Here is a 15,797-nt window from a genome sequence, read left to right on the forward strand (position 1 = left end):
ATCAGGCCGCGACGACCTCGGTCGCCTGTTCGGCCAGGATGGTCAGGCCTTCGCCGTTGACGTCGGCGAAGCCGCCCTTGACGTCATACTGGGTCCGGGCGGCGCCGACATAGACGGTCACCAGACCCTCGCGCAGGGCGGTCATGAACGGGGCGTGGTCCGGCAGGACGCCGAAGTCGCCCTCGACGCCCGGCGCATCCACCTGGTCCACCAAGCCCGAGAAGACCTCGCGTTCCGGCGAGACGAGGGAGAAGGAAAGTTTGCCAGCCATCAGTCCGATGTTCCGATTTGATAGGATGCGATGGAAACGGGGTAGGCGCCGCCCGTTCCCCATATCGACAGAAAGATCATGTTGGTGGCGACGCTTCGCTCGAAAAGAACGCCCTTGCCGTTCACATCATCGGACTCGCTATCGAACGTCCAAGAGCGTTCAGCGCGAGTCTTTACGATGAAGCTATCGCCAGCCTCCGGGCCGCTCAGGTCCAGCACGCTGCAGCTTTCGCCGCCCGTCTCTGTCGGTCGAGCCACCATGATCCGAACAGGATCAACGGGTGTGCCGGACCGTGTGTAACTTCGAGAAACCTCGCCGTCTCGGGCCGTCATGGCCGCGCCCTTAAATCCTCTATCAAGGAAGAACGCAGCCTCAGCCGTAGCTGGGGGGAAACGACCATCAGCCAGAAAAGCGTCGCAGGCCCCCGCCATGGCTTCAAAATCTCCGACCTGAGCTTGCGCCGAAACGGGCGCCAGCAGGAAGGAAACAATGAGGCTGACGAAGGCCTTGCGCATGATCAGGCTTCCGCCGCCATCTTCTCGGCCTTGGCGACCGCCTCTTCGATGGCGCCGACCATGTAGAAGGCCGATTCCGGCAGGTGGTCGTATTCGCCGGCGACGATGCCCTTGAAGCTGCGGATGGTGTCGGCCAGTTCGACGAACTTGCCGGGGGCGTTGGTGAACTGCTCGGCCACGAAGAAGGGCTGCGACAGGAAGCGCTGGATCTTGCGGGCGCGCGATACGACCAGCTTGTCCTCTTCCGACAGCTCGTCCATGCCCAGGATGGCGATGATGTCCTTCAGGCCCTTGTACTGCTGCAGGACTTCCTGGACCGAACGGGCGACGTTGTAGTGTTCTTCGCCGATGACCAGCGGGTCCATGATCCGCGAGGTCGAGTCCAGCGGATCGACGGCGGGGAAGATGGCCTGTGCGGCGATGTCACGCGACAGCATGGTGGTCGCGTCCAAGTGGGCGAACGAAGCGGCGGGCGCCGGGTCGGTGGGGTCATCGGCCGGGACGTAGATGGCCTGGACCGAGGTGATCGAGCCCTTCTTGGTCGAGGTGATCCGCTCTTGCAGATTGCCCATCTCGGTGGCCAGCGTCGGCTGATAGCCCACGGCCGACGGGATACGGCCCAAGAGAGCCGACACTTCCGAACCGGCTTGCGTGAAGCGGAAGATGTTGTCGACGAACAGCAGGACGTCCTTGCCCTCTTCGTCGCGGAAATACTCGGCCTGGGCCAGGCCGGTCAGGGCGACGCGGGCGCGGGCGCCGGGAGGCTCGTTCATCTGACCGTAGACCAGGGCGCATTTGGAACCCTCGGTCGAGCCGCCGTTCTTGGCCGGGTCGACGTTCACGTTCGACTCGATCATCTCGTGATACAGGTCGTTGCCTTCGCGGGTGCGCTCGCCCACGCCGGCCAGGACCGAATAACCGCCGTAAGCCTTGGCGATGTTGTTGATCAGTTCCTGCATGGTCACGGTCTTGCCCACGCCGGCGCCGCCGAACAGGCCGGTCTTGCCGCCCTTGGTGTAGGGGCAGATCAGGTCGATGACCTTGATGCCCGTGACCAGGATTTCCGACGAGTTGGTCTGCTCCTCGAAGGTCGGGGCCTCGCGGTGGATCGGGCGGTACTGGGTGGTCTGGATCGGGCCGGCTTCATCGATCGGCTGGCCGACGACGTTCATGATCCGGCCCAGCACGCCCGGTCCGACCGGGGTCTGGATCGAGGTGCCGGTGTCCGATACGGGCTGGCCGCGCGTCAGGCCCTCGGTCGTGTCCATGGCGATGGTGCGGACCATGTTCTCGCCGAGGTGCTGGGCGACTTCCAGCACCAGAGTGAAGGGCTCGCCCGTCTTCTGGTCGATGTTCTGGGTGTGCAGGGCGTTCAGGATCGCCGGCAGGTGGCCGGTGAACTCGACGTCCACGACGGCGCCGATGACCTGGGCGATCTTGCCCGTGGCGACGGCGGAGACGGGAGCCGCTGCGGGAGCGGCCTTCTTGGCGGCCGGCTTGCGGGCGGCGGGCTTCTTGGGGGCGACGGTGTCGGTCATGGCTGGGGTCCGTATCGGAATGTCTGTTCGGTCGGGATCAGAGGGCTTCGGCGCCGGCGATGATCTCGATCAGCTCGGTGGTGATCTGGGCTTGGCGCTTGCGGTTGTACTGCAGCGTCAGGGCGTTGATGAGGTCGCCGGCGTTGCGCGTGGCGTTGTCCATCGCCGCCATCTGCGACCCGAAGAAGCCCGCCTGGTTCTCGTACAGGGCGGCCAGGATCTGGGTCGTCAGGTTGCGCGGCAGCAGGGTCTCGAGGATTTCCTCTTCCGACGGCTCGTAGTCATAGACCGCGCCGTTCAGGTCGATCGGGGCGGCGTCGCCCTCGACCACGGCGGGGATCAGCTGCTTGCCGGTCGGCACCTGCTGGATGACCGATTTGAACTGGCTGTAGAACAGGGTGACCACATCGGCCTGACCGTCCTCGAACGCCGTGGCGATCATTTCGGCGACCGGCTGGGCCAGCGGCAGGCCGATGGTCTTCTGGGCGCTCAGCTCGAAGGTGTGGACCACCTTGTCGCCGTACAGACGGGTCAGCTGATCGCGCGACTTGCGGCCGACGGCGATGATCTTCACGTCCTTGCCGTTGGCGATCAGGCTGCCGATCCGCTCGCGTGCGGCGCGGATGACGTTGGTCGAGAAACCGCCCGCCAGACCCTTGTCCGCCGTCGCCACCACGATCAGGTGACGCTGGTCCTGACCCGTGCCGGCCAGCAGCTTGGGCGCGTCGGCGCCCGAGACGCCGGCGGCCAGGTTGGCGATGACCGAGGCCATCTTGCGCGCATAGGGCCGGGCGCTCTCGGCCTGGTCCTGGGCGCGTTTCAGCTTGGCCGCGGCGACCATCTGCATGGCCTTCGTGATCTTCTGCGTGGCTTTCACGCTTCCGATCCGATTGCGCATTTCCTTGAGGCTGGCCATCCGGCGTTGCTCTTCCTCTAACTACCGGCGGGGTTCAGGCGAAGGTCTTGACGAAGGCGGCCAGGATGTCCTTGAGCACGGCTTCGATATCCGAGGTCAGGTCCTTCTTGGTGCGGATGCCTTCCAGCAGGCTGGCGTGGTTCGCATGGATGCGGGCCAGCAGTTCCTTCTCGAACCGGCCGACGTCGCTCACGGCGATGCCGTCGATATAGCCGCGCGTGCCGGCGTAGACCGAGACGACCTGTTCTTCCATCGCCAGCGGCGAGTATTGCGGCTGCTTCAGCAGCTCGGTCAGGCGGGCGCCGCGGGCCAGCAGCTTCTGGGTCGAGGCGTCCAGGTCCGAGCCGAACTTGGCGAAGGCGGCCATTTCCCGGTACTGGGCCAGCTCGCCCTTGATGGTGCCGGCGACCTTCTTCATCGCCTTGGTCTGGGCCGAGGAGCCGACGCGCGACACCGAGATGCCGACGTTCACGGCCGGGCGGATGCCTTGGTAGAACAGGTCGGATTCCAGGAAGATCTGGCCGTCGGTGATGGAGATGACGTTGGTCGGGATATAGGCCGAGACGTCGTTGGCCTGGGTCTCGATCAGCGGCAGGGCGGTCAGCGAGCCCGAACCGTAGTCCTCGTTCAGCTTGGCCGAACGTTCCAGCAGGCGGCTGTGCAGGTAGAAGACGTCGCCCGGATAGGCTTCGCGGCCCGGCGGGCGGCGCAGCAGCAGGGACATCTGGCGATAGGCCACAGCCTGCTTGGACAGGTCGTCATAGACGATCAGGCCGTGCATGCCGTTGTCGCGGAAATATTCGCCCATGGCCGTGCCCGAGAAGGGCGCCAGGAACTGCAGCGGGGCCGGCTCCGACGCCGTGGCGGCGACGACGATGGTGTATTCCATCGCCCCGGCCTCTTCGAGGGTCTTGACGATCTGGGCGACGGTCGAACGCTTCTGGCCGATGGCGACGTAGATGCAGTAGAGCTTGGCGCTCTCGTCGTCGGTCTTGTTGACGTTCTTCTGGTTCAGGATGGTGTCGATGGCGACGGCGGTCTTGCCCACCTGACGGTCGCCGATGATCAGCTCGCGTTGGCCGCGGCCGACGGGGATCAGGGTATCGATGGCCTTCAGGCCGGTCTGCATCGGCTCGTGGACCGACTTGCGCGGGATGATGCCCGGCGCCTTGACGTCGACGCGGCGGCGCTCGGTGAACTGGATCGGGCCCTTGCCGTCGATCGGCTCGCCCAGCGGGTTGACGACGCGGCCCAGCAGGCCCTTGCCGACCGGCACGTCGACGATCTCGCCAAGGCGGCGCACGTCGTCGCCCTCGGCGATGGCGGCGTCGGCGCCGAAGATCACGGCGCCCACATTGTCGCGTTCCAGGTTCAGGGCCATGCCCTTGACGCCGGCCTTGGTGAATTCGACCATTTCGCCGGCCTGGACATTGTCCAGACCGTGGATGCGGGCGATGCCGTCGCCGACCGACAGCACGCTGCCCACGTCGGAGACATCGGCTTCGACGCCGAAGTTGGCGATCTGCGACTTGAGGATGGCCGAGATTTCAGCGGCGCGGATGTCCATGACGGGCTCTCTGTTCTTCAGTCTTCTGCGGGTGCGCCGATCAGGCGCGCTTCATTCTTGGGGCGGGGAGCGGGCTTACGCTCGCTTGAGGGCGAACTTCATCTGGTCGAGCTTGGTCTTCAGCGAGGCGTCGAACAGTTTCGAGCCGACCTTGATCTTCAGGCCGCCCAGGATGGCCGGATCGACCCGCGTGGTCAGCTCCGGCGCCTTGCCCAGGCTGGCGTTCAGCGCGGTCTTGATCGCGGCCAGCTGCTTGGCGTCCAGCGCCTGGGCCGAGACGACCTCGGCGGCGACGATGCCGGCGTGCTTGGCGTAGCGGGCTTCGAACCCGGCGATCACATGGGGCAGGTCCCGCGCGCGGTGGTTCTGGGCCAGCAGGCCCAGGAAGTTGGCGGTAGTCTGTTCGAACTTGGCCTTGGCGGCGATGGCGACGAGGCCCTTGCCCTGATCCTCGGCCGAAATGACCGGCGAGGTCGCCAGGCGGCGCAGGTCGGCGCTCTCAATCCAGGCGGCCTTCAACGACGTCAGGTCAGCACGGACGGCGTCCAGGCGGCCGGTTTCCAGCGCCAGATCAAACAGCGCCTGTGCGTAGCGATCGCCGACTTCCGTCGTTCTGAAATCATCAGCCACTGATTAGGGTCCGAGGTCGTTGTGTCAGGGTCGCGACCGAATGCGAGGGTCGCAACGGTCAAAAGCTTGAAATGCTTGCGGAAAGCACGACAGAGGCCGTATTCGTGAATACGCCCCCTTCAAGCCGGGCGCCTGATAGCACGGGGTTTTGCTGCTCGCAACATTGTGTGAAGGGGTGATGAAGCCGCACCCTGTCGCATCGGGTGTCGCACCCCGGTCATCCCTCCATGTGAAATCACGGGCCGACCTACCGACGAGAGCCGAGATGAAACCGCACCCGCTGCTGATCACCGCCGCCTGCGCCCTCCTGGCGCCCTGCGTCGCCGCCCCGTCGCACGCCCGAGCCGGCGGCCTGACCGCCCCTGCGGATGCTCCCCGCTCCGTGCGGCTAATGAGCTACAACATCCGCTATGACGCGCCCGACGACACGCCGAACTGGCTGCAGCGCCGGCCGCACATGGCGCGCCAGATCGCCTTCTTCGATCCCGACGTCCTGGGGGTTCAGGAGGCGCTGATTCCGATGGTCGCCTATCTGGCCGATCAGGCGCCGGCCTATGACCATTACGGCGTCGGCCGCGACGACGGCGCCCAGGCGGGCGAGACGACGACCCTGTTCTGGCGCCGCGCCCGATTCGAGGCGGTCAGCACCCAGACCCTGTGGTGCTCGCCCACGCCGGACCGTCCGTCCAAGGGGTGGGACGCCGCCCTGCCGCGCACCGTGACCCGCGTCGTGCTGCGCGACCGGGCCAGCGGCCGGCTTCTGGACGTGCGCAACGCCCACATGGACCATGTCGGCGCGGTCGCCCGTGAACAGTGCGCCGCCCTGGCCGCCGATCTGGCCCCGGCGCCGGTCGAGGGGGCGACGGCGGCGGTGGTGCTGATGGGGGATTTCAATGCCGGGCCGGACACGGCCCCCTATCGCCGCGTCCTCGCCGCCGGGCTGCGCGACGCCCGCGCCGTCAGCCCTGTCGTGTTCGGTCCCGCCGGCACCTACAACGACTTCGACATCGCCAGGGACAATGACGGCGTCGCAATCGACCATGTCTTCGTCGCTCCCGGCCTCTCGGTCGAACGCTACGGCGTACCCACCGATTCCTTCAGCGGCCAGGTGATCTCGGACCATTTCCCCGTGGTCGTCGATGTCGCGCCGGACGAAAAATGATCGCACAATTGAGGACCGGGGTGCGACCATTGCGCCGCCCCCGACCGCTTGATCGGAACCTGCGGCGGCCCTAGCGCTTAACGCTGACGCTTTTCCACCTAGGACACCTAAATGCTCGACAGCATTACGCCCCTGCTCTCCGACCCGGCCGCCTGGGCCGCGCTGGTGACGCTCATCGTGATGGAGGTCGTGCTCGGCATCGACAACCTGATCTTCATCTCGATCCTATCGAACAAACTGCCCGAGCATCAGCGCCAGAAGGTGCGGCGCATCGGCATCGGCCTGGCCCTGGTCATGCGCCTGGCCCTGTTGTCGATCATCGCCTGGCTGGTGGGCCTGGTTCAGCCGGTCTTCACCCTGATGGGCAACGAATTCTCGTGGAAGGACCTGATCCTGATCGCGGGCGGCCTGTTCCTGGTCTGGAAGGCCACCAAGGAGATCCACCACACCGTCGATCCCACGCCCACCCACGACGTGATGGACAAGAAGGACGTGATGATCACCAACGCCGGCGCGGCGATCTTCCAGATCATCCTGCTGGACCTGGTCTTCTCGATCGACTCCATTCTGACGGCCGTCGGCATGACCGAACACCTGCCGATCATGGTGGTGGCGGTTCTGGTCGCCGTGACCGTGATGCTGCTGGCCGCCGACCCGCTGGCCAACTTCATCAACGAGAACCCCAGCGTCGTCATGCTGGCCCTCGGCTTCCTGCTGATGATCGGCATGGTGCTGATCGCCGACGGCTTCGGCTATCATGTGCCCAAGGGCTATATCTACGCCGCCATGGCCTTCTCGGCCGGGGTCGAGGCCCTGAACATGCTGGGCCGTCGCTCCGCCACCAAGAAGGAAAAGGCCACGGCCGCCCGCGCCCAGGCCAACCAGGCCGAGGCCCGCGCCAGGAAGGCCGAGGCGGAAGCCGCCGCCGAGAAGGCCTGAGCCGATGACCCGCCTGTCGTCACGCCTCGCCGGCCTCGTCTCCGGCCTGCTGCTGGCGACAGGCGGCGGCCTTCCGGCCCGGGCCGAGGTTCCGGTCCAGGCCTATGAAGTCGTGCGCGCCTATCCGCACGACAAGACGGCCTTCACCGAGGGCCTCTTCTTCCACGACGGCGCCCTGTACGAGAGCACGGGCCTCTACCCCTCCTTCATCCGCCAGGTTCAGCTTGAGACGGGCGAGGTGGTGCGCCAGCGCGACCTGCCGACCGTCTATTTCGGCGAAGGCATGACCACGCTGAACGGCAAGCTCTACAGCCTGACCTGGCGCAACCACATCGGCTTCATCTGGAAGCTGGACGACTTCTCGCCCCTGGGCGGCTTCTCCTATCCGGGCGAGGGCTGGGCCCTGACCACCGACGGGCGGCGGCTGATCATGAGCGACGGCACGGATCAGCTGCGCTTCCTCGATCCCGACACCCTGGCCGAGACCGGCCGCGTCTCCGTCACCGCAGACGGCGAGCCGCTGGATCAGATCAACGAGCTGGAATGGATCGACGGCGAGGTCTTCGCCAACCTGTGGCAAGACAACCGTATCGCCCGCATCGACCCGGAGACCGGCGTCGTGAAAGCCTTCATCGACCTGACGGCCCTGGTCCCCCAGGATGCGGGCCTGGACCCGAACGACGACGTCCTGAACGGCATCGCCTGGGACGCAGGCGGCAAACGCCTGTTCGTCACCGGCAAACGGTGGCCGCAACTGTTCGAGATCAAGCTGCGCTGATCCCCGACACAGCGAGGGGGCGGACGCCTGCATGCGTCCGCCCCCTCGCCGCCTGTACTCCGGCTTAAATCAGCCGTGCAGGTCGAACCGGTCCAACTCCATGACCCGGGCCCAGGCCGCCACGAAGTCCTCGACCAGTTTCTTCTGGCCGTCCGACCCGGCGTAGACCTCGGCCAGGGCGCGCAGCACGGCGTTCGAGCCGAACACCAGATCGACGCGCGTGCCGGTCCATTTCGCCTCGCCCGTCTTGCGGTCTCGGCCTTCGAACACCGCCTTGGCGTCCGAGGTCGCCTGCCACTTCACGTCCATGTCCAGCAGGTTGACGAAGACGTCGTTGGTCAGGGCGCCGGGCCGGTCCGTCAGCACCCCGTGGGTCGCCCCACCGACGTTGATGTTGATGGCGCGCAGCCCCCCGATCAACGCCGTCATCTCGGGCGCGGTCAGGGTCAGACGCTGGGCCTGGTCGATCAGCAGGGATTCGGCGGGAACGGCGTAGCGGGCCTTCTGATAGTTGCGGAAGCCGTCAGCGACCGGCTCCAGATAGCCGAAGGATTCGACGTCGGTCTGGGCCTGGCTGGCGTCCGTCCGTCCCGGCGTGAAGGGCACGACGACCTCATGTCCCGCCGCCCTGGCCGCCTGTTCGACACCCGCCGCGCCGGCCAGCACGATCAGGTCGGCCAGCGAGACCTTCTTGCCGCCGACCTGAGCCTGGTTGAAGGCGAACTGCACGCCTTCCAGCATCTTCAGCACCCGCTCCAGCTGCTCGGGCTGATTGACGGCCCAGTCCTTCTGCGGCGCCAGGCGAATGCGCGCGCCGTTTGCGCCGCCCCGCTTGTCCCCGCCCCGGAAGGTCGAGGCCGAGGCCCAGGCCACGCCGACCAGTTCCGACACGCTGAGACCCGTGGCCAGCACCTGGGCTTTCAACGTGGCCACATCGCCGGCGTCGATCAGCGGATGATCGACGGCCGGCACGGGATCCTGCCAGACCAGTTCCTCCTTGGGGACTTCCGGGCCCACGTAGCGCGAGCGCGGCCCCAGGTCGCGGTGGGTCAGCTTGAACCAGGCGCGGGCGAAGGCCTCGGCGAAGGCCTGGGGATTGTTCAGGAAGCGACGCGAGATCTTCTCGTATTCCGGGTCGAACCGCAGCGACAGGTCGGTGGTCAGCATGGTCGGCCGGCGCATCTTCGACGGATCATGGGCGTCGGGGATGATGAAGCCCGCATCCTTGGCCACCCACTGGTGGGCCCCGGCCGGCGACTTCTCCAGCTCCCATTCGAAGGCGAACAGGTTCTCGAAGAAGAAGTTGCTCCACTGGGCCGGGGTCTGGGTCCAGGTGACTTCCAGGCCGCTGGTGATGGCGTCCCCGGCCTTTCCGCTGCCGAAACTGGAGGCCCAGCCCAGGCCCTGCGCCTCCAGGCCTTCGGCCTCGGGCTCGGGTCCGACATGGTCGGCCGGGCCGGCGCCGTGGGTCTTGCCGAAGGTGTGGCCGCCGGCGATCAGGGCGACCGTCTCCTCGTCGTTCATCGCCATCCGGGCGAAGGTGTCGCGGATGTCGCGCGCCGCCGCGATCGGATCGGGATTGCCGTCCGGGCCCTCCGGGTTGACGTAGATCAGGCCCATCTGGACCGCCGCCAGCGGGTTCTCCAGATCGCGAGTATGCTCACGACCGTCCGCGTTGTCGTCGGTCACCAGCACGGCCTCGTCAGCCGGCTTGTCCACGCCGTGCGAGCCGCGCGCATAGCGCTCGTCGCCGCCCAGCCAGGTCGTTTCACGGCCCCAGTAGACGTCCTGATCCGGCTCCCAGGTGTCCTCACGTCCGCCGGCGAAGCCGAAGGTGCGGAAGCCCATGGTCTCCAGCGCCACATTGCCGGTCAGGATCAGCAGGTCGGCCCAGGAGATGGCCTGGCCGTATTTCTGCTTGATCGGCCACAGCAGGCGGCGCGACTTGTCGATGTTGACGTTGTCCGGCCACGAGTTCAGCGGCGCAAAACGCTGCTGGCCGCGACCGCCGCCGCCCCGTCCGTCGCCGACGCGATAGGTGCCCGCGCTGTGCCAGGCCATGCGGATGAACTGGGGCCCGTAATGGCCGAAGTCCGCCGGCCACCAGTCCTGCGAGTCGGTCATCAGCTGGCGCAGATCGTTCTTCAGCGCCTCATAGTCCAGTTTGGAAAAGGCCTCGCGATAGTTGAACCCCTCGCCCAGCGGGTTGGAGCGCGACGAATGCTGGTTCAGCAGGTCGGTGCGCAGCTGCCCCGGCCACCAGTCGCGGTTCTGGACCCCGCCCCCGGCCACCGGCTCGGTCTTTGCGGCTGAGAACGGACATTTGGCTTCGGTGGTCATGGCGGTCTTCCCTGTGATGGCGCGATGCGGCGGGCGTGTTGACGATAGCCCCTCGGCTGACGTGGCTATTCAACGCGGTCCAGCTTCATAAGACCAATCGATTATCTTTGATTTTTGTATAGACCCGCTCTATTCGTCCAAAATGCTCCCCACCCTGCGTCAACTCCAGTATCTGAAGCTTCTCGCCGAACACGGCAGCTTCTCCCGCGCCGCCGAGGCCGCCCACGTCAGCCAGCCTGCCCTCAGCGCCGGGGTGCAGGAGCTGGAACGGATCCTGGGCGCCCCCGTGGTCGAGCGCGCGCGCGGCGCCGTCATCATGACTGCGGTGGGGGTCGAGGCCGTGCGCCGAGCCGAGGACGTGCTGGCGCGGACCGAGGACCTGGTCGAGGCGGCCAAGAACGCCGGCCGGCTGCTGTCGGGCCGATTCCGCCTGGGCGTCATCCCGACCGTGGCCCCCTTTCTGCTGCCCGCCAAACTGCCGTCGCTGAAGATCGCCTATCCGAACCTGAAGCTGTTCATCCGCGAGGATCTGACGCCCCGTCTGATCGCCGCCCTGAAGGCGGGCCAGATCGACGCCGCCGTCATCGCCCTGCCCTACGACGCGCCGGGGGTCGAACACGCCCGCATCGGCGACGACGAGATCATGGCCGCCGCCCCCCACGACCACGCCCTGGCCGCGCCAGGCCCCATCCGGCCCGGCTCGCTGCGGGCCGAGGACCTGATCCTGCTGGAAGACGGCCACTGCCTGCGCGACCACGCCCTGGCGGCGCTGGACATCGAGGCCCCGCGCGGCGACGACGTCTTCGCCGCCACCAGCCTGCACACCCTGATCCAGATGGTCGGCTCGGGCCTGGGGGTCAGCTTCCTGCCCAAGATGGCGGTTCAGGCCGGCCTGGCCGACACCCCTTCCGTCGTCATCCGCGCCTTCGAGAACCAGGCCGACGGCGTCCCCCCCCACCGCGAAATCGTCGTCGCCTGGCGCTCCGGCTCCAGCCGCGCGGCCGAGGCCCGGCTGCTGGCGGAAGCGCTGAAGCTGGACTGAAGAAGCGTCGCAAATGGCGGGCACGCCCCATGGAACTGGACGCCCGCGACGGCGTCATCATCCGCCGGGGCACCCACTACGGCGTTCCAACCCCGGCCACCGCGATGATCGTGGCGCTCCTAAACGCGATTACGCTGTAGAAGGCGGTAGGGATCGGAACTCAAACTGAAAAACACGGCGGAGGAGTGCGCTGCCAAGCTCGCCCGCTGGCGAAAGCTGGAAAATCCTCGTTTAGCATCCACAATCGAAGCTACCGAACGCCGACACCCTCTGGTATATCGCCGTCATGGGAAATCCTATTGAGACTTTACGCACCGAAGGCGGTGTGATCGCACAAGCTCCCTGGAGCTTCGTGCTTTGCCTATTCGTTGTTGCGGGGGTGCTCTTTCTGATCATTCGGTCTCTGAAAGTCCAGGAAGTCGCCGATCTTAACTCTCGCCTGACCCTCAGAAATGACGAGATCGCGGACTATCGACGAAAGCTAGACGGAGCTTCGCCTGATGAGGCCAAGGCAAGGCTTGATGAACTTGAGGCGCAGGTTGCTCGGCTGCAACCGCGTCGTTTTGATGCGGCACAAAGAGAACTCATTCGCGCAGCCGTCGCTAACCAGCCGGCTTTGGTGTCCATAGCCGCTGATATGGCCGCTGGGGACGCGCGCGGACTTGTCGCTGATCTTTCAGGAGCCTTCCAGGGCGCGGGGTGGAGCGTCTCAAACCCGATGGTTGGTGGCCTGGGCAATCCACCACCCTCGGGATTGGGAATAAATGTAGCAGACCCTGAAAATCTTACCGACCCACAGGCTCGATTTGTAAGGGCGTTACAAGAGATCGGAGCCGAATTTGACTTAAGGCGCGGCGTCATGCGCGACATGCCCGGACATGCTGCGCCAGAGATTGAAATCTTAGTTACGACCGCTGTCAGGTAGTTTAACTCGGCACTCAACGAAAAGGGCCGGCGGATCCCTCCGCCGGCCCCTTCTGTTTCAGCCTGAGGCCGCCGATTATTCGGCCGCGATCGGGGCTTCGGTTTCCGGGCCGCGGGCCAGGTTGCGCAGGACGTAGGGCATGACGCCGCCGGCCAGCAGATAGTCCATCTCGGTCTGGTTATCGATGCGGCAGCGGACCGGGAAGCGGGCCATCTTGCCGTCCGACGGACGGAACAGCTCGACCCACAGGTCCTGACGCGGACGCAGCTTGCCGACATTGGCGTCGGACAGGCCGCGGATGGTGACGATCTCCTCGCCGGTCAGGCCCAGCTTCTGCCAGCCGTCCTGTTTGAACTGCAGCGGCACCACGCCCATGCCGACCAGGTTCGAACGGTGGATGCGCTCGAAGCTTTCGGCGATGACCGCGCGGACGCCCAGCAGGCGCGTGCCCTTGGCCGCCCAGTCGCGCGACGAACCGGTGCCGTATTCCTTGCCGGCGAAGACGACCAGCGGCCGGCCTTCCGACTGGTAACGCATGGCGGCGTCATAGATCGACATGGTGTCGTTCGACGGGAAATGCTTCGTCACGCCGCCCTCGATCTCGGGCGTGATCCGGTTCTTGATCCGGATATTGGCGAAGGTGCCGCGCATCATGACTTCGTGGTTGCCGCGGCGGGCGCCGTAGCTGTTGAACTCGGCCGCCTCGACGCCGTGGCTGGTCAGATAGACGCCGGCGGGCGAGGTCTTCTTGATCGAACCGGCCGGAGAGATGTGGTCGGTGGTGATCGAGTCGCCGAAGATGGCCAGGACGCGCGCCTCGACGATGTCCTGGACCGGAGTCAGGTCCATCGACAGGCCTTCGAAGTACGGCGGGTTGGCGACATAGGTGGAGGCGTCGTCCCACTCATAGGTCTGGCCGCCCGTGACCTTGATCGCCTGCCAGTGCTTGTCGCCCTTGAAGACGTCCTTGTAGCGTTTGGCGAACATGGCCGGGGTGACCGACTTCTTCTGGATGTCGGCGATCTCCTGCGAGGTCGGCCAGATGTCCTTCAGGAAGACGTCGTTGCCCTTCTTGTCCTGGCCGATCGCATCCTTGGTGATGTCGATCCGCATCGAGCCGGCGATGGCGTAGGCCACGACCAGCGGCGGCGAGGCCAGATAGTTGGCCTGGACGTCCGGGTTCACCCGGCCTTCGAAGTTGCGGTTGCCCGACAGGACCGAGGTCGCGACCAGGGCGTTGTCGTTGATCGCCTTCGAGATCGCCGGATCCAGCGGGCCCGAGTTGCCGATGCAGGTGGTGCAGCCGTAGCCGACCAGATTGAAGCCCAGGGCGTCCAGGTCCTTTTGCAGGCCGGCGTCGGTCAGATAGTCGGTGACGACCTGCGAACCGGGGGCCAGCGAGGTCTTGACCCAGGGCTTGGCCTTCAGGCCCAGCGCATGGGCCTTGCGCGCCACCAGGCCGGCGGCGATCAGGACCGACGGGTTGGAGGTGTTGGTGCAGGAGGTGATGGCCGCGATGACGACGTCGCCGTCGCCGACCGTGAACTTCTCACCCTCGACAGCCGCACGCGGGGCGTCGGTCGGACGGGCGAAGACGTCGACCAGGGCGGTTTCGAAGGCCGGGGCGGCGGTGGTCAGTTCGACGCGGTCCTGCGGACGCTTCGGACCGGCCAGCGACGGCACGACCGAGGCCAGGTCCAGTTCCAGAACGTCGGTGAAGACCGGGTCTTCCGAGGTCTCGTCGATCCACAGGCCCTGGGCCTTGGCGTAGGCTTCGACTAGGGCGACGCGCGCCTTGTCGCGGCCCGTAGCGGTCAGATAGCCGATGGTGGCGGCCGAGACGGGGAAGAAACCGCAGGTGGCGCCGTATTCCGGGGCCATGTTGGCGATGGTCGCCTGGTCCTCGATGGTCATGTTCGGCAGGGCGTCGCCGAAGAACTCGACGAACTTGCCGACCACGCCCTTCTTGCGCAGCATCTGGGTGACGGTCAGCACCAGGTCGGTCGCGGTCGTGCCTTCCGGCAGACGGCCGGTCAGTTTGAAGCCGATGACCTCAGGGATCAGCATCGGGATCGGCTGGCCCAGCATGGCCGCCTCGGCCTCGATGCCGCCGACGCCCCAGCCCAGGACGGCCAGGCCGTTGATCATGGTGGTGTGCGAGTCAGTGCCGACGACGGTGTCCGGATAGGCGACGGTCTTCTTGCCTTCGTCCAGGGTCCAGACGGTCTGGGCCAGGTTCTCCAGGTTCACCTGGTGGCAGATGCCGGTGCCGGGGGGCACGACGCGGAAGTTGTTGAAGGCCGACGAACCCCAGCGCAGGAAGTTGTAGCGCTCGATGTTGCGCTCATATTCGCGCTCGACGTTCTGGCCGAAAGCCTTGGCCGTGCCGAAGTGATCGACCATGACCGAGTGGTCGATGACCAGATCGACCGGGACCAGCGGGTTGATCTTGGCGGCGTCGGCGCCCAGGGCGCTCATGGCGTCGCGCATGGCGGCCAGATCGACCACGGCGGGAACCCCGGTGAAGTCCTGCATCAGGACGCGGGCTGGGCGGAAGGCGATCTCGTGCTCGACCGAGCCCTTGTTCTCGACCCAGGCGGCGACGGCCTTCAGGTCGTCCTGCGTCACCGAGACGCCGTCTTCGTTGCGCAGCAGGTTCTCCAGCAGCACCTTCATCGAGCGCGGCAGACGGGAAATCCCGGTCAGACCCGCTTCCTCGGCGGCCGGAAGGCTGTAATAGGCGTATTTCTTGCGCCCGACGGAAAGGTCCTGGCGGGTGTTGAAGCTGTCGGTGGACGGCATGGAGAGTTTTCCTCTGGTCAGCGCCGCCCGACAATCCGGTTGCGCCTTCGCGCGGCAGACGCAGCGGCTCACAGGGCCCCTGCGCGCGCGGCGAAAGCCTGCTGCGGCAATCGTGCCTATAGTCCGCTCATCGCGCACCGTCCATGTGTCCACACCCTCGACGCGGACATTGAGAAAGGTTCTCAAAACAATGCGTATTTTCTCCCTCCCCGTTCCGGGGAGGGGGGCTGAGCGGAGCGAGGCCGGGTGGGGCGGGCCGCGCGACCCATCGCTCGCCTTGTTTCCAGGAAATCGTGCGCCCTCGCCGGGCCGCCCCCACCCCGTCGCTGCGCGACGCCCCTCCCCGGCGCGGGGAGGGAGAGTGTCGCCGTC

Annotated in this window: 13 protein-coding genes and 1 pseudogene; 6 read left to right on the top strand and 8 right to left on the bottom strand. The window is 66.3% G+C overall.

Annotation, left to right across the window (positions count from 1 at the left end):
• Position 1: 1 nt before the first annotated feature.
• From AC1RSI_RS02720 to AC1RSI_RS02745, 6 genes are all read right to left on the bottom strand, one after another.
• Entirely contained in the window at positions 2 to 271 is a 270-nt protein-coding gene (locus AC1RSI_RS02720; protein ID WP_008260049.1) for an ATP synthase F1 subunit epsilon, read from the bottom strand.
• On the bottom strand, positions 271 to 786 hold the full coding sequence (locus tag AC1RSI_RS02725; RefSeq protein ID WP_035308967.1) for a hypothetical protein: 516 nt from the start codon (positions 784 to 786) through the stop codon (positions 271 to 273). Before AC1RSI_RS02725 ends, AC1RSI_RS02720 begins: the two co-directional genes overlap by 1 nt.
• A 2-nt stretch (positions 787 to 788) precedes the next feature.
• A complete protein-coding gene (atpD, locus tag AC1RSI_RS02730; RefSeq protein ID WP_008261723.1) occupies positions 789 to 2,324 on the bottom strand; it encodes a F0F1 ATP synthase subunit beta in 1,536 nt (511 codons plus the stop codon).
• A gap of 37 nt (positions 2,325 to 2,361) precedes the next feature.
• Entirely contained in the window at positions 2,362 to 3,240 is an 879-nt protein-coding gene (locus AC1RSI_RS02735; RefSeq protein WP_154726477.1) for a F0F1 ATP synthase subunit gamma, read from the bottom strand.
• 34 nt (positions 3,241 to 3,274) lie between these two features.
• Positions 3,275 to 4,807 (bottom strand): F0F1 ATP synthase subunit alpha, encoded by a 1,533-nt coding sequence (gene atpA, locus AC1RSI_RS02740; RefSeq protein WP_154726476.1) that lies wholly within the window; start codon positions 4,805 to 4,807, stop codon positions 3,275 to 3,277.
• Between the two features lie 75 nt (positions 4,808 to 4,882).
• Positions 4,883 to 5,437, bottom strand: coding sequence for a F0F1 ATP synthase subunit delta (locus AC1RSI_RS02745; RefSeq protein ID WP_008260465.1), 555 nt, complete (start codon positions 5,435 to 5,437; stop codon positions 4,883 to 4,885).
• A gap of 265 nt (positions 5,438 to 5,702) precedes the next feature.
• On the opposite strand from AC1RSI_RS02745, the gene AC1RSI_RS02750 reads away from it, so the two are divergent.
• The 3 genes from AC1RSI_RS02750 (at position 5,703) to AC1RSI_RS02760 (ending at position 8,316) form a co-directional block, all read left to right on the top strand.
• On the top strand, positions 5,703 to 6,599 hold the full coding sequence (locus AC1RSI_RS02750) for an endonuclease/exonuclease/phosphatase family protein (protein ID WP_154726475.1): 897 nt from the start codon (positions 5,703 to 5,705) through the stop codon (positions 6,597 to 6,599).
• 111 nt (positions 6,600 to 6,710) lie between these two features.
• The gene (locus tag AC1RSI_RS02755; protein WP_008260276.1) at positions 6,711 to 7,538 is read left to right on the top strand and encodes a TerC family protein; all 828 of its coding nucleotides are present in this window, start codon (positions 6,711 to 6,713) and stop codon (positions 7,536 to 7,538) included.
• Positions 7,539 to 7,542: 4 nt separating this feature from the next.
• Entirely contained in the window at positions 7,543 to 8,316 is a 774-nt protein-coding gene (locus tag AC1RSI_RS02760) for a glutaminyl-peptide cyclotransferase (protein WP_154726474.1), read from the top strand.
• A 69-nt stretch (positions 8,317 to 8,385) separates the two neighbouring features.
• On the opposite strand, the gene katG is transcribed toward AC1RSI_RS02760, so the two are convergent.
• Positions 8,386 to 10,656, bottom strand: coding sequence for a catalase/peroxidase HPI (katG, locus tag AC1RSI_RS02765; protein WP_154726473.1), 2,271 nt, complete (start codon positions 10,654 to 10,656; stop codon positions 8,386 to 8,388).
• A gap of 142 nt (positions 10,657 to 10,798) precedes the next feature.
• Here katG and AC1RSI_RS02770 point away from each other — a divergent pair, with 142 nt between their 5' ends.
• The 3 genes and pseudogenes from AC1RSI_RS02770 (at position 10,799) to AC1RSI_RS02780 (ending at position 12,623) form a co-directional block, all read left to right on the top strand.
• Positions 10,799 to 11,698, top strand: a complete 900-nt coding sequence (locus tag AC1RSI_RS02770; RefSeq protein WP_008259481.1) for a hydrogen peroxide-inducible genes activator — start codon at positions 10,799 to 10,801, stop codon at positions 11,696 to 11,698.
• 23 nt (positions 11,699 to 11,721) lie between these two features.
• Positions 11,722 to 11,838: pseudogene (locus AC1RSI_RS02775) on the top strand (ketopantoate reductase C-terminal domain-containing protein); the annotation flags it as partial.
• 146 nt (positions 11,839 to 11,984) lie between these two features.
• Positions 11,985 to 12,623, top strand: coding sequence for a hypothetical protein (locus tag AC1RSI_RS02780; protein WP_154726471.1), 639 nt, complete (start codon positions 11,985 to 11,987; stop codon positions 12,621 to 12,623).
• A gap of 75 nt (positions 12,624 to 12,698) precedes the next feature.
• Here the strand turns inward: AC1RSI_RS02780 and acnA are convergent, their stop codons facing one another.
• A complete protein-coding gene (gene acnA / locus AC1RSI_RS02785) occupies positions 12,699 to 15,425 on the bottom strand; it encodes an aconitate hydratase AcnA (protein WP_154726470.1) in 2,727 nt (908 codons plus the stop codon).
• Positions 15,426 to 15,797 lie beyond the last annotated feature (372 nt).

It is taken from the genome of Brevundimonas sp. GW821-FHT10E09 (assembly GCF_058809375.1).